At 44.8% G+C, this 20,362-nt stretch carries 20 protein-coding genes; 15 read left to right on the top strand and 5 right to left on the bottom strand.

The features are described 5' to 3' along the window. Window positions 1–9 precede the first annotated feature (9 nt). Window positions 10–858: a metal ABC transporter permease gene (locus tag HMPREF9378_RS00500; RefSeq protein WP_032911395.1), complete on the bottom strand. Its 849-nt coding sequence runs from the start codon at window positions 856–858 to the stop codon at window positions 10–12. A gap of 1 nt (window position 859) precedes the next feature. After that, the gene (locus HMPREF9378_RS00505) at window positions 860–1,579 is read right to left on the bottom strand and encodes a metal ABC transporter ATP-binding protein (protein WP_032911393.1); all 720 of its coding nucleotides are present in this window, start codon (window positions 1,577–1,579) and stop codon (window positions 860–862) included. Window positions 1,580–1,728: 149 nt separating this feature from the next. Between HMPREF9378_RS00505 and HMPREF9378_RS00510 the strand changes: the two genes are divergently transcribed. Together HMPREF9378_RS00510 and HMPREF9378_RS00515 are read left to right on the top strand one after the other, a co-directional pair. Continuing rightward, window positions 1,729–3,621, top strand: a complete 1,893-nt coding sequence (locus HMPREF9378_RS00510; protein WP_002914455.1) for a M13 family metallopeptidase — start codon at window positions 1,729–1,731, stop codon at window positions 3,619–3,621. A gap of 233 nt (window positions 3,622–3,854) precedes the next feature. Then, window positions 3,855–4,751 (top strand): DUF7916 family protein, encoded by an 897-nt coding sequence (locus HMPREF9378_RS00515; protein WP_002910768.1) that lies wholly within the window; start codon window positions 3,855–3,857, stop codon window positions 4,749–4,751. Between the two features lie 88 nt (window positions 4,752–4,839). Here HMPREF9378_RS00515 and HMPREF9378_RS00520 read toward each other — a convergent pair whose 3' ends face one another. Further along, window positions 4,840–6,036 (bottom strand): ROK family protein, encoded by a 1,197-nt coding sequence (locus HMPREF9378_RS00520; RefSeq protein WP_002911134.1) that lies wholly within the window; start codon window positions 6,034–6,036, stop codon window positions 4,840–4,842. Between the two features lie 204 nt (window positions 6,037–6,240). Between HMPREF9378_RS00520 and HMPREF9378_RS00525 the strand changes: the two genes are divergently transcribed. The 6 genes from HMPREF9378_RS00525 to HMPREF9378_RS00550 all read left to right on the top strand — a co-directional run bounded on the left by HMPREF9378_RS00525 (window position 6,241) and on the right by HMPREF9378_RS00550 (window position 12,503). After that, window positions 6,241–6,558 carry a PTS sugar transporter subunit IIB gene (locus tag HMPREF9378_RS00525; protein ID WP_011836400.1) on the top strand — a complete coding sequence of 106 codons (318 nt, stop codon included), beginning with the start codon at window positions 6,241–6,243 and terminating at the stop codon, window positions 6,556–6,558. Between the two features lie 8 nt (window positions 6,559–6,566). Beyond that, window positions 6,567–6,884, top strand: coding sequence for a PTS lactose/cellobiose transporter subunit IIA (locus HMPREF9378_RS00530; RefSeq protein WP_002914454.1), 318 nt, complete (start codon window positions 6,567–6,569; stop codon window positions 6,882–6,884). Between the two features lie 5 nt (window positions 6,885–6,889). After that, window positions 6,890–8,251: a PTS sugar transporter subunit IIC gene (locus HMPREF9378_RS00535; RefSeq protein ID WP_002911136.1), complete on the top strand. Its 1,362-nt coding sequence runs from the start codon at window positions 6,890–6,892 to the stop codon at window positions 8,249–8,251. After that, on the top strand, window positions 8,252–10,030 hold the full coding sequence (locus HMPREF9378_RS00540) for a glycoside hydrolase family 35 protein (protein ID WP_002901602.1): 1,779 nt from the start codon (window positions 8,252–8,254) through the stop codon (window positions 10,028–10,030). It abuts the gene before it with no gap. Window positions 10,031–10,039: 9 nt separating this feature from the next. Beyond that, window positions 10,040–10,969 (top strand): aldo/keto reductase, encoded by a 930-nt coding sequence (locus HMPREF9378_RS00545; protein ID WP_002901601.1) that lies wholly within the window; start codon window positions 10,040–10,042, stop codon window positions 10,967–10,969. Between the two features lie 118 nt (window positions 10,970–11,087). Next, on the top strand, window positions 11,088–12,503 hold the full coding sequence (locus tag HMPREF9378_RS00550) for an LPXTG cell wall anchor domain-containing protein (RefSeq protein WP_002901600.1): 1,416 nt from the start codon (window positions 11,088–11,090) through the stop codon (window positions 12,501–12,503). 48 nt (window positions 12,504–12,551) lie between these two features. Here HMPREF9378_RS00550 and HMPREF9378_RS00555 read toward each other — a convergent pair whose 3' ends face one another. Continuing rightward, on the bottom strand, window positions 12,552–13,523 hold the full coding sequence (locus tag HMPREF9378_RS00555) for a nuclease-related domain-containing protein (protein ID WP_002901598.1): 972 nt from the start codon (window positions 13,521–13,523) through the stop codon (window positions 12,552–12,554). Window positions 13,524–13,733: 210 nt separating this feature from the next. On the opposite strand from HMPREF9378_RS00555, the gene HMPREF9378_RS00560 reads away from it, so the two are divergent. Continuing rightward, window positions 13,734–14,603: a glycosyltransferase family 2 protein gene (locus HMPREF9378_RS00560; RefSeq protein WP_002901596.1), complete on the top strand. Its 870-nt coding sequence runs from the start codon at window positions 13,734–13,736 to the stop codon at window positions 14,601–14,603. Between the two features lie 70 nt (window positions 14,604–14,673). Here HMPREF9378_RS00560 and HMPREF9378_RS00565 read toward each other — a convergent pair whose 3' ends face one another. Beyond that, window positions 14,674–15,450, bottom strand: a complete 777-nt coding sequence (locus HMPREF9378_RS00565) for a glycyl-radical enzyme activating protein (RefSeq protein ID WP_032911390.1) — start codon at window positions 15,448–15,450, stop codon at window positions 14,674–14,676. 124 nt (window positions 15,451–15,574) lie between these two features. On the opposite strand from HMPREF9378_RS00565, the gene HMPREF9378_RS00570 reads away from it, so the two are divergent. The 6 genes from HMPREF9378_RS00570 (at window position 15,575) to HMPREF9378_RS00595 (ending at window position 20,203) form a co-directional block, all read left to right on the top strand. Beyond that, the gene (locus HMPREF9378_RS00570; RefSeq protein ID WP_002914451.1) at window positions 15,575–16,318 is read left to right on the top strand and encodes a DeoR/GlpR family DNA-binding transcription regulator; all 744 of its coding nucleotides are present in this window, start codon (window positions 15,575–15,577) and stop codon (window positions 16,316–16,318) included. 16 nt (window positions 16,319–16,334) lie between these two features. After that, window positions 16,335–17,306, top strand: a complete 972-nt coding sequence (locus tag HMPREF9378_RS00575; RefSeq protein ID WP_002914450.1) for a sugar-binding transcriptional regulator — start codon at window positions 16,335–16,337, stop codon at window positions 17,304–17,306. Window positions 17,307–17,407: 101 nt separating this feature from the next. Further along, on the top strand, window positions 17,408–17,899 hold the full coding sequence (locus HMPREF9378_RS00580; RefSeq protein ID WP_002914449.1) for a hypothetical protein: 492 nt from the start codon (window positions 17,408–17,410) through the stop codon (window positions 17,897–17,899). A 329-nt stretch (window positions 17,900–18,228) separates the two neighbouring features. Then, window positions 18,229–18,552, top strand: coding sequence for a PTS lactose/cellobiose transporter subunit IIA (locus HMPREF9378_RS00585; RefSeq protein WP_002896659.1), 324 nt, complete (start codon window positions 18,229–18,231; stop codon window positions 18,550–18,552). A gap of 20 nt (window positions 18,553–18,572) precedes the next feature. Then, window positions 18,573–18,884: a PTS sugar transporter subunit IIB gene (locus HMPREF9378_RS00590; RefSeq protein WP_002896658.1), complete on the top strand. Its 312-nt coding sequence runs from the start codon at window positions 18,573–18,575 to the stop codon at window positions 18,882–18,884. 17 nt (window positions 18,885–18,901) lie between these two features. Then, the gene (locus HMPREF9378_RS00595) at window positions 18,902–20,203 is read left to right on the top strand and encodes a PTS sugar transporter subunit IIC (RefSeq protein WP_002896657.1); all 1,302 of its coding nucleotides are present in this window, start codon (window positions 18,902–18,904) and stop codon (window positions 20,201–20,203) included. Window positions 20,204–20,362 lie beyond the last annotated feature (159 nt).

The raw sequence follows: 20,362 nt of genomic DNA, 5'->3' as shown, positions 1-20,362 counted from the left end.
CATCAAATTTTATTTTAGTTTAGGTCGGTTTTTAAGTTTTAAATAGCGTTGCTTAGGGGCGATAAAGAAAGAGATGAGAAAGATGAGGGCCGAGGTCAGGACAATGCTGGATCCTGCAGCGACATTAAAGCTATAGCCGATAAAGAGCCCCAGTACAGAAGCCAGAGCGCCCAAACCCGAGGACAGCAGAATCATAGTTTTCAGACTGTTGGCATAGAGGTAGGCCGTTGTTGCCGGTGTAATCAAGAGAGCGACAATCAGAATGGTTCCCACACTCTGCATGGCTGTCACAGAGACCAAGGTCAAAAGAATCATCAGCAGATAGTGATAGAAGCTGACCGGCATGCCCATGGCTTGAGCCAGCAGTGGGTCAAAGGAAGTAATCAATAGCTGCTTGAAAAAGAGGATGATGATTAAGAGCACAGCTATTCCGACTCCGATACTGATCCACATATCAATATCCTGCACAGCCAAGATATTCCCAAAGAGAATATGAAAGAGGTCAGTGGAGCTATTGGCAACCCCAATCAGGATCACACCTAGAGCTAGGAAGGAAGAAAAGGTAATCCCAATGGCCGTATCGCTTTTGATAATGGAATTGCCCTTGATGTAGGTGATAATAATCGAGGCCAAAAGTCCGAAAGTGATTGCTCCGATAAAGAAATTAATCCCTAAAATGTAGGACAGGGCCACACCGGGCAGAACCGCATGAGAGATAGCATCCCCCATGAGCGACATGCCGCGCAGAATGATAAAGCAGCCGACAGCTCCAGCAACAATCCCAATGACGATGGCTGTGATGAGGGCATTTTGCAGGAAGTGAAAGTCCCGCAGCCCTTGGAAAAATTCTAAAATCATCCTAGGCACCTCCATTCATAAAGATCTGGGAGCCGTAAGTCTTTTTCATATTGTCCTTAGTAAAGCTAGTCTCAGTAGGACCGAAAGCAATCAGCTTACGATTAAGCAGGATAACTTGGTCGAAATAATCAACAACCTTGCTCAGGTCATGATGGACAATCAGGATAATCTTGCCTGCGGCTTTGAGACTGCGCAGGGTAGACATGATAATCTCTTCGCTGACAGAGTCAATCCCGACGAAGGGCTCGTCCAAAAAGATACAATCCGCCTCTTGAACCAAGCAGCGAGCAATCAAGACCCGCTGGAATTGACCGCCGGATAGCTGGCTAATCTGCCGCTCTGCCAAGTCTTCTAAACCGACAATTTTCAATGCCTCAGCCACCTTGTCCCAATGGGAATTCTTTAGCCCCTGAAAAAGTTTAAGCTGCGGGTAAAGTCCCAAAGAGACGCACTCTTTGACTTTGATAGGAAAATGATAATCAATATTGATCTTTTGCTCTACATAGGCAACCCGTTGGAGAGAATGTTGCAAGGGCTTTTGATCCAGCAGAGTCTGGCCTTGGTGGTCAATAATCCCTAGCATGCCCTTGAGCAGGGTGGATTTTCCGGCTCCGTTAGGACCGATAATCCCAGTAATGGTTGGCTCCTTAATGGTTAATGAAAGGGGCTCAAGAGCCAGCATATCCTGATAGCTGACAGTCAAATCTTTAATCGTAATCATCTCATACACCTCTATAGTTTTAATATACATTAAAATAAAAATTAAGTCAAGTTAATTTTTAACAAATTTCTAAAATTAATATAAGAAATGTTTGAAAAAACAAGTAGATTTTGATAAGGTTATATCAAAAGCATGAAAGTGAGAAGAAGATGACACGACTACAAGATGATTTCTATGATGCAGTTAATGGTGAGTGGGCCAAGACGGCGGTCATTCCTGATGATAAGCCAGTGACGGGTGGCTTCATGGATTTGGCAGATGAGATTGAAGATCTTATGCTTGCCACGACAGACAAATGGCTGGCTGGCGATGGAGTGCCAGAAGATATCATTCTGCAGAACTTTGTTGCTTACCATCGCTTGGCAGCGGATTATGACAAGCGGGAAGCGGCAGGGATTGAGCCTGCGCGTGCCTACATTGATGAGATTCGCAACCTAGCGTCTTTTGAAGACTATGCTTCTAAGATTGCTGATTTTGAGCTGGCTGGCAAGCCGACTTATTTCCCCTTTGGTGTGGCACCTGACTTTATGGATGCTCGTATCAATGTCCTTTGGGCAGACGGACCGGGAACGATTTTGCCAGACACGACCTACTATGCGGAGGATCATCCGCAGAAGGCAGACCTGCTTGCAAAATGGCGCAAGACACAGGAAGATTTGCTGGCAAAATTTGACTTTGCAGAAGAGGAAATCAAGGATCTTTTGGATAAGGTCTTAGAACTGGATGCTGTTTTTGCTCAGTATGTTCTGTCTAGTGAAGAAAGCTCTGAGTATGCTAAGCTCTACCATCCTTATAAGTGGGACGATTTCAAAGCCTTGGTACCGGAGTTGCCTTTGGCGGATATTTTCACCAAGTTGATCGGTCAAGAACCCGACCAGGTTATTGTTCCTGAGGAACGCTTCTGGAAAGCAGCTAAGGATATCTATACAGCCGCTAACTGGGACAAACTCCATGCTCTGCTGATTCTCTCTGCGGTCCGCAATACAACCCCTTATCTAACGGATGATATCCGTGTCTTGGCAGGAGCTTATCATCGTGCTCTATCAGGGACTCCTCAGGCTCAGGACAAGAAAAAAGCAGCCTTTTACCTAGCCCAAGGTCCCTTTAATCAAGCTGTCGGTCTTTGGTATGCTGGTCAAAAGTTCTCACCAGAAGCCAAGGCTGATGTGGAGCAGAAAGTGGCGACGATGATTGAAGTTTACAAAAACCGCCTGGCCCAGAATGACTGGCTGACACCAGAAACTCGGGACAAGGCTATTGTCAAACTCAATGTCATCAAGCCTTATATTGGCTATCCGGACGAGCTGCCTGAACGCTATTCCCGCAAGGTTGTGGATGAAAATCTGACTCTCTTTGAAAATGCTCAGAAGCTGAGCCAGATTGATATTGCTTATAGCTGGAGCAAGTGGAATCAACCAGTGGACTACAAGGAATGGGGAATGCCAGCCCATATGGTCAATGCCTACTATAATCCACAGAAAAACCTGATTGTCTTTCCAGCGGCTATCCTGCAGGCACCTTTCTATGACCTGCATCAATCCTCGTCAGCCAATTACGGTGGTATCGGAGCGGTCATTGCCCATGAGATTTCTCATGCTTTTGATACTAATGGTGCTTCCTTTGATGAAAATGGTAGCCTAAACAATTGGTGGACGGAGCACGACTACCAAGCCTTCACCGAACGGACTCAGAAAGTTATTGACCAGTTTGAAGGTCAAGATTCCTATGGTGCTAAGGTCAATGGCAAGCTGACCGTTTCAGAAAATGTGGCAGATCTGGGCGGCATTGCAGCAGCTCTAGAAGCAGCCAAGAAAGAAGCGGATTTCTCTACGGAGGAATTCTTTACCAACTTTGCCCGCATCTGGCGGATGAAGGGCCGAGAGGAATATATGAAGCTCCTGGCAAGCGTGGATGTCCATGCGCCAGCCAAGCTTCGGACGAATGTACAGCTGCCTAACTTTGACGACTTCTTTACGACCTTTGATGTGCAAGAGGGAGACGGCATGTGGCGGAGCCCAGAAGAGCGGGTGGTCATCTGGTGATGCAGAGATAAGAGTACTTATCGCATCTTTCTCAAATCAAAAATAATCGAGTGCATTTCAATAGTCTGCTTTTGGTTTTGAAAGCAGGCTATTTTGTCAAAAAAATTATAAAGCGTTTACATTTGTCTAGCCTTGTGCTATACTGTAGTTGATAACAAAAAACAAACAAAATATCCAAATAGAATAGATTTCAAAGTGTTTATTAATGAATAATAAAGAAAAGAGATGTTCTTATGGTAAAACGATTCATTAGTTCAAATGCTTCAGAAATTTTAAATATGACTGCGCCGGAGCTGAAACAGAGCATCAAGGCTAGTGAGGGCCGCGTTATCCTGTCTGAAAACGTAGCTTTTAAAGAATCTTATATCGGTGATGTGACCAATGCAGAGATTGCTCGGTCTTTTGGTGCTGACTTGATTCTGCTGAATGGGATTGATATCTTCCAGCCTTTTGTGGCTGGTCTGGACGCCAAGGAAGATTTTGTTGAGGAGCTACACCGCTTGGTGGGTCGTCCTATCGGTATCAATCTAGAGCCGGTGGACAGTCAGGCCCAGATGGCAGGAGAACGCCTGATCATCGATGAGGGGCGTCAGGCTAGTCTAGCGACCATTCAGCGAGCAGAAGAGCTGGGCGTTGACTTTATCTGTCTGACAGGTAATCCAGGGACTGGTGTCACCAATCAGGCCATTATCGACACCATTCGAGTGGTCAAGGAGAATTTTTCAGGCCTGCTGATTGCGGGTAAAATGCATGCTTCAGGTGTGGATGAGCCGGTAGCAGACCTAGAAGCAATCGCTCAATTTATCGAAGCAGGTGTCGATATTGTCCTAGCACCGGCAGTCGGCAGTGTGCCAGGCTTTGATGAGCAGGACTTGAAGCAGATTGTCCGGCTGGCCCATCAAAAAGGGGCTCTGGTTATGAGTGCTATCGGTACCAGTCAGGAGAGTGCTGATGAGGATATTGTCAAGCAAATGGCTATCCGCAACAAAATCTGCGGTGTAGATATCCAGCATATCGGAGATTCAGGCTACGGCTGTCTGGCTCCGGTTGAAAATATCTTTGCCATGAGCAAGGCTCTCAGAGGGCAGCGCCACACCATTTCTATGATTTCACGCTCGATTAATAGATAGTAAAATGAGACAGGCTTTTAGGGGTAAGCTCCTAGAAAGCCTGTCTCTTTTTTTGTAAAAAAAAAGACCGAGATTCTTGTCTCGGCCTTTATAGGTTTCCTTTTTTATCTAAAAATTCATGATAGACACAGAGGCTGACTGCAGAGCGGGCAATGCTGTATTTAGAGTAGGGGATAATAACAATCTCTGCTTGTTTTTGTTTTGGAAAGAGAGGTACTTCCTGCTCTAACTGAGCCAGAACCTGCTCGGCAATCACCGGATAAGAGAAGAGCTGGCCGTCTAGATAAATCCTTTCGCTATCAATAAGCTGGCAGAGGTTGGAAATGGAAATGGCCAGGTAGCGGCAGGCAGTATGAATCAACTCAATGCTGCCCAAGTCTCCTAAGCGATAGGCGGTCATCAGACTTGTCAAATCAATGTCATTGACGTCCTCTACAAGGGTCTTTAAGAGTGAGGTCTGGGAAGCCTGATACAGGATAGCTGCTTTATCAATCAGAGCACTCTCGCTGGCATAGACCTGCAGGCATCCGTGTTTGCCGCAAGGACAGCGCTCGCCTTCAGGATTGATGACGGTATGCCCTACCTCCCCGATAAGATAATTATCCTGACTGTAAATGCTGCCCTTGTACATGTAGGAGCAATGAATACCTCTGGCGACATGATAGACGATAAAATTACTGTCTGTCGGATGATAGCTAAAGAGGCGTTCAGCCAGTGTCAAGCAGTGGGACTTATTGGCAAAGTAGACAGGAAGGTCAAATACTTCTTGAATAGTTCGCAGGTTAATCTGTCCCCAGTGGGGGTTTTTAGAAATGATAAAATCACTCTCAGAGAGATTCACATGTCCCGGTAGTCCGAGGGCAATCGCTGAGATGGAGTATTTGCTGTTCTTTTTCAGAAAATCTTGAATCAGCCGGATAATTTCCTGGTCAGACGGGCCGCCTGTCACCTCGACCTGATAAGGCCGAATATTACTTTCTACAATCTCACCGGTATTATCAGCGATGACCATGGCCAGCTGTTTTTCAGAAATCTCAAAGCCCAGATAGTAGCGGCTACGAGGCGCAATATCTAGCAGGGTTTTCTTGCGGCCTACGCTCTCGTCATTGAGCTCGCCCAGCTCCAGTACCAATCCTTCCTTGATCAGTTCATTGATGATACTGCCGGTCGTGGCTGGTGTAATCTGAGTTTCTTTTGAAATATCAATCCGAGAAATCGGTCGTTTGGCGTAGAGCTGATCCAGAACAGTTGCCCTTAGCTCGTTTTGTTTTCTAGTTCGTGTCATCTTGTTTCCTCTGCTGCTATACTATCAAAAAAAGCTAGAAATCTCAAATGTAAGCGTTGACATAGTACAGAAAAATAGTTATAATGTTTATAGAATATTAATAACATAGTGAAAAATATTCTGTTTTTGGATTTTTGTTTATATATTGAAAACAAATAGCAAGCGTCGTTGCAGGCTAGGTCAGATTCATTAAGGAGGATGCCGATGGAAACAAAACAAATTATGTTAGTCTGTGCGGCTGGGATGAGTACCAGTCTCATGGTCAATAAAATGCAGAAAGCTGCAGAGGAGCGAGGCTTAGCTGCGACGATATTTGCGGTGCCAGTATCAGAAGCAGAAGACTATCTAAGCGAGAAAAAGGTTGATGTCCTTTTGCTGGGGCCTCAGGTCCGCTATCTGCTGGAGGATTTACAGGAAAAACTAGCTTCAAAAGGCATTCCGGTGGATGTCATTCCTATGACGGACTACGGAATGATGAAGGGGGATAAGGTCCTGGAGCTGGCAGAGTCGCTCATGAAGTAGGTACTCCTATGGAAAATAAAGATTCCTTAGAGGTCGCTATGACCCTCATTATGTATGGCGGAGAGGCCAAGTCTTGTGCTATTGAAGCCATTGCAGCAGCTAAAAAGCAGGACTTTGACCGAGCTCAGGAGAGGCTGAGTCAGGCTCAGAAGGCCCTGCTGCAAGCCCATCACGCTCAAGCTGAAATGCTGACCAAGGAGGCACAAGGAGAAAAGACAGAACTTAGTTTATTTATGGTACATGGGCAGGATCATCTCATGACCAGTATCGCCTTTGTTGATTTGGCAAAGGAGATTGTTGATTTGCATAAAAAATTTGATGAATAGGAGAAATGCAGATGAGTAGTTTGGTTGATAAATGGCAAGCGCGTCTCATGCCTATTGCCAATAAAATCGGCAACCAAAAATTTCTGGTTGCCCTGCGGGATTCCTTTATTGGGACCATGCCTGTGATTATGACGGGCTCTTTCGCCCTCATGGTAAATGCCTTTCTATCTGACTTGCCAGGACAGTTCGGCTGGACCTGGATTTCCTCTACCTTCCAGTGGCTGATTGATATTAACTGGCTGGTATTTAAGGGCAGTATTCCTATCGTTACCCTCTTGTTCCTCTTTACCTTCGGGGTCAATATCGCTAAGATTTACAATACTGATAAGGTGTCTGCCGGTCTGGTAGCTGTTGCTTCCTATATCATTACCATTGGTGGATCAGTTACTAAAACCTTTGAGTTGGCTGGCAAAACACCAGGGCTGAGCAAGGCGATTTCAAAACTTCCAGAGCTAAAACTTGACGGCAGTAACCTGTCTGTGACGATTAACAGTGTCATTCCAGGTGACCAAATCAGTGCGCGTGGTTACTTTACTGCCATTCTGATTGGTTTTGTATCTGTTATCATCTTTTGTAAGGTCATGAATCGTAACTGGACTATCAAACTTCCAGATTCTGTTCCGCCAGCTATCATGAAGCCCTTCCTGTCTATCATTCCGGCTGCGATTGCCATGTATGTCGTGGGGATTGCAACCTACCTCTTTAATCTGGTGACAGGCGAGCTGTTGATTGACTGGATTTATAAGATTCTTCAGGCACCGCTTCTCAGCTTGTCTCAAAGTTTTTGGGCTGTACTGCTCATTGTCTTTCTCAATAAGATTTTCTGGTTCTTCGGACTGCACGGCGGTAATGTGCTGGCGCCGGTTATGGCCAGTCTCTTTGGTGTGACCATGCTGGCCAATCTGGAAGCTTATCAGGCTGGGCATGCGATTCCTTACATGTGGACGGATAATTCTTTCGGTGCTTTTGTCTGGTTTGATGCGATTGGGGTTGCCATTGCCATTCTCTGGCAATCTCGGAACAAGCACTATCGCGAAGTGGCCAAGTTGGGAATTTTCCCAATGGTCTTCAACATCGGTGAGCCAGTCATGTACGGTCTGCCAATCGTTTTGAATCCAATTATGTTTATTCCATACGTCCTGACGCCAATGGTCATGGTAACAGTAGCCTACTTTACAACCTCTCTGGGCTTGGTTGCGCCGGTTACTCAAAACGTTACTTGGGTCATGCCGCCGATTCTCTATGGTTTCTTTGCGACAGCCTTCGACTGGCGGGCAATTATTCTTTCGCTGGTTAATATCGCTATTTCAACCGCTATATATCTGCCCTTTGTCAAGATGGCAGATAAACAGGAGGAGCTTGGATAGATGGCAAAATTTGAAATTAAAGAAGAATTTTACTTGGATGGCAAGCCTTTTAAGATTTTATCGGGAGCTATTCAGTATTTCCGGCTCCATCCAGACCAGTGGCGAGATACCCTTTACAATCTTAAAGCTTTAGGCTTTAATACGGTAGAAACTTATATTCCTTGGGCATTGCATGAGCCTCAGGAAGGTCAGTTTAAGGCAGAGGGCATGCTGGATTTTGAAGCATACTTCAAGTTGGTTAAGGAGACGGGGCTTTATCTCATTGTCCGTCCGACACCTTACATCTGTGCAGAGTTTGACTTTGGCGGCCTGCCGGCTTGGCTCTTGAGATATCCTTCGATGCGCCTGCGGGTCAATCATCCGCTTTTTCTGGAGAAGGTCAGTCATTTCTATGACTGGCTCTTTCCCAAGCTTTTGCCCTATCAAAGTGATCAAGGCGGCCCCATCCTCATGATGCAGGTGGAAAATGAATATGGTTCTTACGCCGAGGACAAGGCCTACATGCGCAGCATTGCGCAGATGATGAAAGTTCGTGGCGTTACGGTTCCCCTCTTTACTTCTGATGGGACATGGATAGAGGCTTTGGAGTCTGGGACCTTGATTGAGGATGATATTTTTGTGACGGGGAATTTTGGCTCCCAACCCAAGGAAAATACAGACAATCTACGAGCTTTCATGGAGCGCTATGGCAAGAAATGGCCGCTTATGTGTACTGAGTTTTGGGACGGCTGGTTCAGCCGCTGGAGCGAGGAAATCGTTCGGCGAGAAGCCGAAGATTTGGCCCAGGATGTCAAAGAAATGCTGCAGCTGGGCAGTATGAACCTCTTTCTACTGAGAGGTGGGACCAATTTTGGCTTTATCAGCGGCTGTTCAGCCCGCAAGACCAAGGATTTGCCACAGATTACCTCCTATGATTTTGACGCTCCTATTACTGAGTGGGGGCAGCCGACCGAGAAATACTACGCTGTTCAGCGGGTGACCCACGAGGTCTTCCCAGAGCTTGAGCAGATGGAGCCGATTAGCCGACAGGCTAAGGCTTATGGCAGTTTTCCGCTGCTTGGGACTGCAAACCTGCTGGATGTGGCAGCGGACATCACAGAGGAAATTCTGCTGGATTATCCGCAGCCTATGGAGCAGATTGGGCAGAATCATGGCTATATCCTCTACCGTTCCGATATCAAAAATCAATACCATGATGAAAGGCTCAAGGCATTGGAGACTCATGACCGCTGTCATTTCTATGTTAATCTGGAGCACCTGGCTACTCAGTATCGGGAAGAAATCGGTGATGAGATGCTCTTCTCGGCTGACACCGAGCGGATTCAGATTGATGTGCTGGTGGAAAATATGGGGCGAGTCAACTATGGTTACAAGCTGGGCGCACCCAGTCAATCCAAGGGAGTCAAGGGGGGTATCATGATTAACCACCAGTTCCGCAAGGGCTGGAAGCATTATGCGCTTAAGTTTGACCAGGAAATGCTGGCCAAGTTAGACTGCTACTCAGATCCACCGGAAAAAGTCAAAGCACCGACCTTCTATCGCTTTGAAGCAGAGTTGGATGATATCGCTGATACCTTCATCGACTGCTCTAAGTATGGGAAGGGCTGTATTTCGGTCAACGGCTTCAACCTAGGCCGCTACTGGAATGAAGGGCCGATTCACTATCTCTATGTGCCGTCTGGCCTGCTTAAGGAAAAGAATGAATTTATCGTCTTTGAAACTGAAAATGTCAAGATTGAAGAGTTGACCTTGCTTGACCATCCAGTCTATAAGAAATGAGGTGTTGCGATGAAATATATGACAGTCGGAAATGAACTGGAAGGAGCCAGTCAGCTGGTTTTGGGCTGTATGCGTCTGGCAGAGCATGCTCCTGAAGAGGTCGTTTCCGTTCTTGAAACGGCATTAGAAGTGGGAATTAATTTCTTTGACCACTCAGATGTTTATGCTGGCGGCCAGTCTGAAGCCAAGTTTGCGCAGGCTCTTCGCTCGGCTAAGATTCCCCGGGACCGAGTTCTCATCCAGTCCAAGTGCGGACTGCGGGATGTTCACACCAACTACCATTTTGACTTTTCTAAGGATTATATCATCAGCTCGGTTGAAGGCAGCTTGGAGCGTTTGCAGACAGACTATCTGGATGTGCTCCTCCTGCACCGGCCAGATGCTCTTGCGGAGCCGGAAGAGGTGGCTGAAGCTTTCTCACAGCTGCACCAAGCTGGGAAGGTCCGCTATTTCGGAGTCAGCAATCAAAACCCTTATCAGATCGAGCTGCTGCAGAAAAGTGTGGAGCAGCCCTTGATTGCCAATCAACTACAGTTTGGTCCAGCCCATACTCCGATGCTGGACGCTGGGCTCAATGCCAATATGCTCAATCCTTTGGCAATCGTTCGGGATGGTAGTGTACTGGACTATTGTCGATTGCATCATATCACGATTCAGCCTTGGTCACCATTTCAGGTCGACTTGAATCAGGGACTTTTTATGGAGCATCCTAAATATGCTCAGCTTACAGAAACTCTGCATGCCTTTGCATCAGACTATCAAGTTTCTTTTGAAGCCTTAGTTCTCGCCTGGATTTTGCGCCATCCGGCTCAGATGCAGCCGATTGTTGGCTCCATGAATCCGCAGCGAATTCGCTCAATGGTGGCTGCTTTTGATATTGAGCTCTCTCGGGCTGACTGGTATAAGATATACAAGAGCGCGGGGAATCCTCTGCCCTAAACTTGTTTTTGCAGGGAGATTATTTGTTATTCAGAATCAATGAAGCCTAAGAGCAGCGAATCGGTCTGCATATTTCATTGATTAAGCTCGACTCTGCACCTTATGAAAGGAGAATGATATGAATAATAAGTTTTCTTGGCAAGTCCTAGCAAAATCTGCTTCTGCTGCCAAGTATGGAAGTGGCTTGCTGCTATGCGCTTCCCTCTTGTCCTTTGCAGCTTTTACAGCTGTCTCAAGAGTTAAAGCAGAAGATGTTGCGCCTGCCTCTGCCGCAGTGGCTGAAACGCCGGCTTCTCCAGCACCGCAAGCAAGTCCTGAGGCTGAAAATCCAGCTGTGGCTGAACCCCAAGCAGTTCCTGCAAATCAGGTTGAATCGGCTACAGCCGCTAGCGAGTTGCCAGCCAGTCAGGTCATGTCCGATGAGCAGAAGCAGCGCGCCATTGCTCAGATGGGAGCCAATCAAGGGGATGTCTGGGTTTGGTCGGAGGAAAATGTCGTTGAAGAAAATGGGGAGCGTCAAAAGCGCGGTCCTAATGGCGGTCCTGGCCAATTTAATGGTGGAGCTGTCGTGTTAGGCGGTCGTCCGACTTATGACCCAGCGGCTGATTGGTACTACCTTGCTTATAAAGGCGAAGGGATGACCGACGAAGAAGCGAAGGCTGTCTTTGACAAGGAACGCGGCAAATGGATGAACGAATTTGATCCTTGGGGCGTTGTGATGGAAATGACGGACAATAAGGCCAGCAATGCTTGGGCGGATATTCGTAACATGCAGGCTTTCGTCCTTCGGAAGGACTCCAATGTTTGGGAGAAAATTGTGGATCACCCTCAAGGGGTTCAATGGGTTTCTCAATTCAAGGGCAATATGTCCAGCTATGTAGGAGATGCACGGCAGGAAGCCTTGGCTGGCGGGGGAACAGCTATTGAGGTGTTACCTAAGCAGGATCGGGTTGCCCACTGGGGCTCTGATCAAGCCCGTGATATTCCGAATCCTCAAACCATTCGGGCTGTTTTAGTTTCCGTAGAAGCTCGTATTTCTGAAAAATCTGATCCAGATGCCAAGCTTGGTATTCAAGTTGGCGGTGACTGGAAATTTGCTGAGGAAGTGAGTAAGCCGCTCTGGTATCCAGGAGCTGGTCTGGCTGGTATTCAGCGACTGACCAAGGATTGGGCGCGTTACTATTTTGTCAGCCTTACTGGTATTCAGGATGCAGTCGAAGAAAGGGCCATTTCACAAGATGTATTTATGAAGAGTATCGTGCCGCTGGCCGATATGGAGCAGGTCGCCCAAAATCAAGCCCAGCAGCAAACTCCTGCAAGCCCTGATCCAAAGAGTAGCCAAGCAGAAAATCTGACCTACAAAACAAGCGGCCAGACGGATCCTCAAGAAGCGTCTCAAGAGTCAACTCTTCAACAAGCTTCTTCCAAACAACTGCCTAAGACCGGCAGCCAAAGCAGTCTATTGACGAATCTGCTTGGACTCGGGATCTTAGGACTGGGAGCTGGCTTCCTTGGCCTGAAGAAAAAATCTTAGTTTTGCAAGCTAGAGGGAAAATAATCTACAAAAAAGCAACAGCAGATTCTAGCTGTTGCTTTGTGTTTGGTTTAGGTTTTGCACGGCAGGCTGTCCAAGGTTAGGTGCTTGCGCAGCGGGCGGACTGCAGACAGGCTCTTGGTATTTTTGAGTAAAGCGGCATCTTGGGAAGTTGGAGCAGCCCCAAAATTGCTGACCAGCCCTAGAACCCTTGGATGCTGTACGGAGCACCAATCCATGCTGGCAGTGAGGACAGATCTTTTCTGCTTCTCTACGTTGTTTATTCTGAGCAATGCTGTTAATATGGCGCTCTTTGACGACCTGCTTTCGCTTGGTCAAGGGCAGGAGCATACGATAGAGGTCGTCAATCTGCTCGGGCGACAGGTAGACTTGACTTTGGCAGGCCTGCCGGTCAATTGCTCCTATCACTTGCCAGGTCTGAATAACCTTATGCCTGTCACTGTTTAGATGGATTTCCTTAAGCTGACAGTCATTGCCAAAGATGATATAGGAATATAGATTTGGCGTGTATTGGTTGAGATAGTAGCTGAGCCATCTGAGATGGACTTTATTTTGAATAATGGGATTGAAAAAAGAATGCTTGTAAGATTTTCCGCGGCCACCAGAAAGAACCTGAGTCCAGTATTGCTGATTTTCTGAGCCGAAAATCCAGCCCTTGTAGTTTTTTGACTCAAAAATGTAAATCCCAGATGGATGAATCAGCAAGGCATCAATCTCAGTGGTAGTGCCATCTTCTTTGAAGATATAGAGATTGTACAAGATCTTTTTATAGCCATAGAGCTGGTTCAGGACCTGACCAAGCTGGTACTCTCCCTGTTTTCCCTTGTTGTATTTGAGTTCCCAAGGGGCAGTCTGGGTTTGCTGGAAATAGTCAGGCTCTGGGCTTTGGCTGGACGACCAATCCGAGTCCGTATCTTCCCTGTCTTCGAGTAGCTTATAACTGATAAAAAAGACGATGCCAAAGACAGCCACAAATGCAACGAAAAAGAATCCAAACATTTCCTAATCTCCCTTAAAATCCCTAATTCGAGTATAGCACAAAATAAAGGACGGAAGATTTTTATAAGTGTAAAAATAAAACAATTGAACAATGAATCAAAATATGTCTAAAAAACGGAAACTACCCTTTAAAAACTTATTTTCCAAAAATACCTCACAAACCTAAAAAATCATGTATAATAAAAAGACAGGAAAAGAATAGGAGTTATCATGTCTCAGGAATTAATCAGTGTTATCATCCCTGTTTACAATGTTGAGCAGTATTTAGCAGAATGTGTGAACAGCGTCTGTCGTCAGACCTATCAAAATCTGGAAATTATTCTAGTCAATGATGGTTCAACAGATGCTTCTGGTCAGATTTGCCAAGAGCTGGCTGACCAGGATACGAGGATTCGTCTTATTCATCAGGACAATCAAGGCTTGTCCGGTGCCCGCAACACAGGGATTGAGCACTCTAGTGCAGACTATTTGATTTTTGTGGATTCGGATGACTGGCTGCCTGAGCAGCATGTTGCCCGCCTCTATGAAAAGCTCAAGGAGTATGATGCGGACATTGCTATTGGTCACCACTGTAGCTTTCGTGCTGAGGATTCAGCCTTCCTCTACTATTCGACAGAGCATTTTGAAACCCTCTATACGCGAGAAGAGATAATCGAGGAGTACCCTAGACGTCGCATGGTAGACGGTGTCTTTCTCTGTGCCTGGGCTAAGCTCTATAAGCGTGAGCTCTTTGATACAGTGCGCTATCCAGTCGGCCGAGTGGCCGAAGATGCCTTCACAACTTATAAGCTGTACCTTCAGTCAGAGAAGATTATCTACCTCAATGAACCGCTCTATTACTATCGCTTGCGGCCAAATAGCATCTCCATGACTTGGAATGAGCAGTGGTTCCGAGACTTGATTGTAGGTTTTGAGGAGCAGCTAGCCATTTTGGGTAAGCTGGGCTATGACCTGAGCTTCTACTACAAATACTACACTTTCCTGCTCCAGTATTGTCGCGACAGCGCTGCAGCTGTCGGTATGCAGTCCAGTCTGGTCTATCAGGAAATTGAAAGCAAACTCAAACTATTTGGAGAATAAACAAAACAAGCCACCTTTCAACCGCAGGGCTGAGAGTGTGGCTTGTTTTTTGGTGTTTGAAAATTAAAGACTAAAAATAACAATTAATGTCATGCTTCAAAAAGACATCTTGGTATTCAAATAAGTCTTCAGGGTGCAAGGCCTTGACATCTTTCATGGCATACTTTCGGCCAAGTAATTTGTATTTATTTTCGCCAAATTGATGGAAAGGCAACAGCTGGACTTGATTGATGGATAGTTCATTAAACAAAGTCGCAAACCGCTCTGCATCTTCTAAGGAGTCGTTAAAATCTGGAATGACAGGAATGCGGAGAACAATCGTCTTTTGATGAGTAAAGGCGTAGTGGATATTCTGAACAATTAATTCGTTTTTTACTCCAGTCACCTTGCGGTGGTTGACAGAGTTATAATGTTTCAGGTCGGTATAAATAAAATCAACGTACTGGATGAGATCCACGAATTTTTCATGTTCTACAAAGGCAGTTGTTTCAATAGCGGTATGAATCCCTTTTTCCTTAGCCGCTTTGAGAATGGCCTTGGCAAATTCAAACTGGGCGAAAATCTCTCCGCCAGATAAGGTTAGGCCACCGCCAGATTCTTCATAAAAATCTCTGTCCTTTAGGACTTCGTTGATAATCTCCTCGACACTTCTTTCCTCCCCCATAGTGATGCTTTTTTTGGTAGTAGCATCCAGCATAGGCTCGGGTCTGAATTGCTGTGATTCTGGATTGGAGCACCAAGGGCAGCGCAGAGGACAGCCCTTGAGGAAAACCGTTGTACGAATCCCTGGTCCATCATGAATACTGAAATGTTGGATGTTGAAAATAATTCCTTTTGTTGTTTCCATACTCAGGCCTCCTTTGGATACAATCATTATAACTTATTTTAGAAAGAAAAACAATTACGAATGAAAGTTATTTTTATTTTATTTTTAAGGCGTCTTTTGTTACAATAATAGCAGAGGTGATAGAATGGAACGTTTAGATGAAATTGTTAGATTAGTATCTGAATTTGAACGAATCGATGTCAATACTTTGTCTGACCGCTTAAAAGTGTCCAAAGTAACGATTCGCAAGGACTTGGATAAGCTGGAAACCAAAGGTCTGCTGCGCAGAGAGCATGGCTATGCTGTTTTAAATAGCGGCGATGATCTGAATGTCAGACTTTCCTTTCATTATGATACCAAGCGCCGAATTGCCCAGGAAGCAGCAAAAATCGTTCAGGATAATGAAACCATTATGATCGAATCAGGTTCGACCTGTGCCTTGCTAGCTGAGGAAATCTGCCGGACGAAGAAGAATGTCAAGATTATTACCAATTCTTATTTTATTGCGGATTATATAAAACAAACTGATTCTTGTAAAATTATCTTACTGGGCGGAGAATTTCAGAAAGATTCTCAAGTGACAGTAGGGCCTCTTCTCAAGGAAATGATTCGGTTTTTCCACGTAGAACATGCTTTTGTCGGAACAGATGGCTATGATGAAAATCTAGGCTTTACAGGCAAGGATTTGATGCGGAGTGAGGTTGTGCAGTATATGTCAGAGGCATCTGACCGGATGATTGTCTTGACGGACTCAAGTAAGTTTACCAGAAAAGGTACGGTAAAGAGATTTGGCTTCAAACAGATTGCCCAAGTGGTGACTGACAAGGCGATTCCGAAAGAAGCTGTTGAGCGCTTGAAAGCTGCGGATATCAAACTGACTCTGATCTAGCAGAGAAGGAGATAAGATGAAAAATGAAAGAAAAAAACTATTGGCAAAAATTGCTTATCTCTACTATATCGAAGAAAGAAGCCAGTCTGACATTGCGGCTGAGACAGGGATTTATCGTACCACTATCAGCCGAATGTTGGCAGAAGCGAAAAAAGAGGGCATTGTAAAGATTGAGATTGAAGACTTTGATACTCGCTTGTTCCATTTGGAAAACTATGTAAAAGAAAAATACGGGCTCAAGGGAATCGAAATTGTCAGTAATTTAGTGGATGAATCTCCAGCAGACCTGGAAGAGAGGTTGGCTCAAGCTGCTGCAGGTATGCTACGCAGCCTGATTAAAGACAATGATAAAGTGGGATTTTCTTGGGGCAAGAGCTTGAGCCTTTTAGTAGAGCACTCCAGCAGCAAGCATTTGACAAATGTCCATTTCTTTCCTTTGGCAGGTGGACCGAGTCATATCCATGCACGCTATCATGTGAACACCCTCATCTATAGCATGGCTGGAAAATACCATGGGGACTGCCGTTTTATGAATTCCACGATTATTCAGGAAGATGAGCAGCTGACAAATGGAATATTGGCTTCTAAATATTTTGAAGATCTGAAAAGTAGCTGGCAGGAGCTGGATGTGGCTGTGGTTGGTATTGGAGGGCAGGTTGACACGAGAAATCGTCAATGGTTGGACATGCTGACCTCGGAGGATTTTCTTGCTCTAGAGAGTCAGGATGCTGTTGGAGAAATCTGCTGCCGCTTCTTTAATAAAAAAGGGGAGATGGTCTACCAGCATTTGCAAAATCGAACGATTGCCATCTCTTTGGAAAATTTGAAAAAGGTGCCGCTTAGTTTGGCCTTTGCCTATGGCAGTCAAAAATCTGCTGCCATCTTAGCAGTGTTGCGAGCTGGCTATGTTAATCATTTGGTGACAGATGAAGCGACGATTCTAAAAATGCTAGACTTGGATGGAGATAGGAGTTTCTTCACTTCTTGATGTCAGTGGAATCTCAGGTGCAAGAGATTTCCAAGACGGAATTTAGGGATTCTATTTTTTAATAGTGGATTAGCAGCTATGTATGGAGGTGGATTCTTGATTTGAAAAAGCCAATGAAACGAAAATTGACTAGTTTAGCCACAGGGGAGCTAGTCGCTGTGCTAGTATTTTGGATGAATTTTTTCCTTCTCAAAAAATGGATTCTTACTACTGGAGCTTTGATTTCTATTTCTTTCTCCTTGTTTGTACTGAGTTTTATTTTGATACAGGGCTCTGTTTTCTGGTGGATTTTGATAAAAAGGATTTCCAATCCAAGATTTGCTGAAAGATATACAGGCAAGATTTACAGAATACTAAAGATCTTAGACCTTATTTTACTAGGTGTAGGGGCCCTGATAATTATTTTAAATTACAGTGAATTTCCCACATCCATAATCTCTTTAGCAATTTGGTTTTTTGCTGTCATCGAGTGGATGAATTATTTTAAATGGCAATTATCCTACAGTCTGAATCCTGCTGTTTTATTGAAATACATCCTCCAGAGGAAATTGCGGAAAAGTAAAATGGCAAAGGAAATTGAGAAGGCCGTATAAAAAGATAAGTTTCGGTTTCTTAAAATAGCATATATGAGGAAGTAGAAGCAAATAGCTGCTGCTTCTTTTTTGTGCCGAATCTGCTTATCGTTCTTATCTAATAGAGTGCCTTTGAATCGCAGATGAATACAGCTGTACAGAACTGTCCTTTATGGGGGAGTTTTTATTCTGCACAAATGTGCAAAATAATTTAAATAAGCTAATTTGTTCTATAATATATTGACGGACTGAGATAAAGGTGATACATTCTAGTTACAAACAAAAATAAATCACTTTCAAACAAAAGAACAAGTTTTTGTTAATCATAAAGATAGGAGCGATTGTAACATATGGAAATGATTGTAGCAGATCAAATTATCATGGGTCTTATCTTAGACGCTGGTGATGCCAAGCAGCATATTTATCAAGCTTTATCACTAGCTAAAGATGGTAAGTTTTCAGAATGTGATGAGCAGATTGAGCTTGCAGATAAGGCGCTGTTAGAGGCCCATAACTTGCAGACCAAGTTCCTAGCTCAGGAAGCTGGAGGAACGAAAACAGAGATTACAGCGCTGTTTGTTCATTCTCAAGATCATTTGATGACTAGCATTACAGAGATTAACCTCATCAAAGAAATCATCGACTTGAGAAGAGAATTACAAGGGGAAAAATAAATCATCAGGAGGATGAAAAGATGGTTAAGATTGGTTTGTTTTGCGCGGCAGGTTTTTCAACAGGAATGTTGGTCAACAATATGAAGATAGCTGCAGCTGAAAAAGGGCTGGAAGCTGAGATTGAAGCCTACTCTCAGGCTAAGTTGGCTGATTATGCAGCGGATCTGGATGTCGCTTTATTAGGCCCGCAGGTAGCCTATACACTAGACAAATCTACAGCTATTTGCGACAGCTGCCATACTCCGATTGCAGTTATTCCGATGGCTGATTACGGTATGCTAGATGGCGAAAAAGTGTTAAATCTCGCTTTGAGTTTGTTGGATAAACATTAAAATCAAGGAGCTTCGTTATGTCTAAAGTGGATACTCAAAAAATCATTGCGCCGATTATGAAGTTTGTCAATATGCGCGGGATTATCGCCTTAAAAGACGGTATGTTGGCAATTTTGCCTCTTACAGTTGTGGGAAGTCTATTCTTGATTGTAGGGCAATTGCCGTTTGAAGGTCTAAATCAAGCCATTGCTGGTGTGTTTGGGGCTGACTGGACAGAACCGTTTATGCAGGTTTATTCAGGAACCTTTGCCATTATGGGGCTGATTTCCTGTTTTTCAATCGGCTATTCTTATGCCAAGAACAGCGGTGTAGAGCCTCTGCCGGCAGGGGTGCTGTCTCTTTCTTCTTTCTTTATCCTTTTGAAATCCTCCTACATACCAGAAAAGGGTGAGGCGATTGCAGATGCGATTGCCAAGGTCTGGTTTGGCGGACAAGGAATCATTGGAGCCATTCTCATTGGTCTGGCAGTTGGCAGTATCTATACGATTTTCATTCAAAAGCATATTGTCATCAAAATGCCAGAGCAGGTTCCTCAAGCGATTGCCAAGCAGTTTGAAGCCATGATTCCTGCTTTCGTTATTTTCTTGCTGTCAATGCTTGTTTACATTATTGCCAAGATAGTGACAGGTGGCGGTACCTTTATTGAGATGATTTACGATGTCATTCAGGTGCCTCTGCAAGGTCTGACAGGCTCTCTGTATGGAGCTATCGGTATTGCTTTCTTCATTTCTTTCTTGTGGTGGTTCGGCGTCCATGGGCAGTCCGTTGTCAATGGTGTCGTAACAGCCTTGCTGTTATCAAATCTGGATGCCAATAAAGCCCTGCTTGCTGCAGATAAGCTGTCTGTCAGTCAAGGCGCTCATATTGTGACCCAGCAGTTTTTGGATAGTTTTCTTATCTTATCGGGATCCGGTATCACTTTTGGAGTGGTCGTAGCCATGCTCTTTGCTGCCAAGTCCAAGCAGTATAAGGCCCTGGGGAAAGTTGCTGCTTTCCCGGCAATCTTTAATGTCAACGAGCCAGTTGTCTTTGGCTTTCCGATTGTGATGAATCCGGTCATGTTCCTGCCCTTTGTTTTGGTACCGGTTCTAGCCGCTTTGATTGTCTACATGGCGATTGCGGTCGGCTTTATGCAGCCATTCGCAGGTGTGACTTTGCCTTGGAGTACACCGGCTATCATTTCTGGCTTTATGGTCGCTGGCTGGCAAGGGGCAGTCATTCAAATTGTCATCTTAGCCATGTCCGCCTTTGTCTATTTCCCATTTGTGAAGTTTCAGGATAAGATTGCCTACAATAACGAATTGAAAAATGAAGAATAATCTGATTTTGATGGATAAAAACACAAAAGTTTCTTGGCTCAGATGGCACAAATGTGCAAAAAATCTTTAATTCAGTAATCGCCTATAAATGATTGAATTCTAAGATTTTGCATGTTACAATAGTTACGAAAGAAATAAATTAAATTTCATAAGAAAGGT

The organism is Streptococcus sanguinis SK1 = NCTC 7863, assembly GCF_000194945.1.
Taxonomy (GTDB): Bacteria; Bacillota; Bacilli; order Lactobacillales; family Streptococcaceae; genus Streptococcus; species Streptococcus sanguinis.
This window is presented reverse-complemented; position numbering and strand designations above follow the sequence as displayed.

Coding starts and splice junctions, on each gene's coding strand:
- HMPREF9378_RS00500 (WP_032911395.1), bottom strand. CDS start 858: ATGATTTTAGAATTTTTCCAAGGGCTGCGGGACTTTCACTTCCTGCAA.
- HMPREF9378_RS00505 (WP_032911393.1), bottom strand. CDS start 1,579: ATGATTACGATTAAAGATTTGACTGTCAGCTATCAGGATATGCTGGCT.
- HMPREF9378_RS00510 (WP_002914455.1), top strand. CDS start 1,729: ATGACACGACTACAAGATGATTTCTATGATGCAGTTAATGGTGAGTGG.
- HMPREF9378_RS00515 (WP_002910768.1), top strand. CDS start 3,855: ATGGTAAAACGATTCATTAGTTCAAATGCTTCAGAAATTTTAAATATG.
- HMPREF9378_RS00520 (WP_002911134.1), bottom strand. CDS start 6,036: ATGACACGAACTAGAAAACAAAACGAGCTAAGGGCAACTGTTCTGGAT.
- HMPREF9378_RS00525 (WP_011836400.1), top strand. CDS start 6,241: ATGGAAACAAAACAAATTATGTTAGTCTGTGCGGCTGGGATGAGTACC.
- HMPREF9378_RS00530 (WP_002914454.1), top strand. CDS start 6,567: ATGGAAAATAAAGATTCCTTAGAGGTCGCTATGACCCTCATTATGTAT.
- HMPREF9378_RS00535 (WP_002911136.1), top strand. CDS start 6,890: ATGCAGATGAGTAGTTTGGTTGATAAATGGCAAGCGCGTCTCATGCCT.
- HMPREF9378_RS00540 (WP_002901602.1), top strand. CDS start 8,252: ATGGCAAAATTTGAAATTAAAGAAGAATTTTACTTGGATGGCAAGCCT.
- HMPREF9378_RS00545 (WP_002901601.1), top strand. CDS start 10,040: ATGAAATATATGACAGTCGGAAATGAACTGGAAGGAGCCAGTCAGCTG.
- HMPREF9378_RS00550 (WP_002901600.1), top strand. CDS start 11,088: ATGAATAATAAGTTTTCTTGGCAAGTCCTAGCAAAATCTGCTTCTGCT.
- HMPREF9378_RS00555 (WP_002901598.1), bottom strand. CDS start 13,523: ATGTTTGGATTCTTTTTCGTTGCATTTGTGGCTGTCTTTGGCATCGTC.
- HMPREF9378_RS00560 (WP_002901596.1), top strand. CDS start 13,734: ATGTCTCAGGAATTAATCAGTGTTATCATCCCTGTTTACAATGTTGAG.
- HMPREF9378_RS00565 (WP_032911390.1), bottom strand. CDS start 15,450: ATGGAAACAACAAAAGGAATTATTTTCAACATCCAACATTTCAGTATT.
- HMPREF9378_RS00570 (WP_002914451.1), top strand. CDS start 15,575: ATGGAACGTTTAGATGAAATTGTTAGATTAGTATCTGAATTTGAACGA.
- HMPREF9378_RS00575 (WP_002914450.1), top strand. CDS start 16,335: ATGAAAAATGAAAGAAAAAAACTATTGGCAAAAATTGCTTATCTCTAC.
- HMPREF9378_RS00585 (WP_002896659.1), top strand. CDS start 18,229: ATGGAAATGATTGTAGCAGATCAAATTATCATGGGTCTTATCTTAGAC.
- HMPREF9378_RS00590 (WP_002896658.1), top strand. CDS start 18,573: ATGGTTAAGATTGGTTTGTTTTGCGCGGCAGGTTTTTCAACAGGAATG.
- HMPREF9378_RS00595 (WP_002896657.1), top strand. CDS start 18,902: ATGTCTAAAGTGGATACTCAAAAAATCATTGCGCCGATTATGAAGTTT.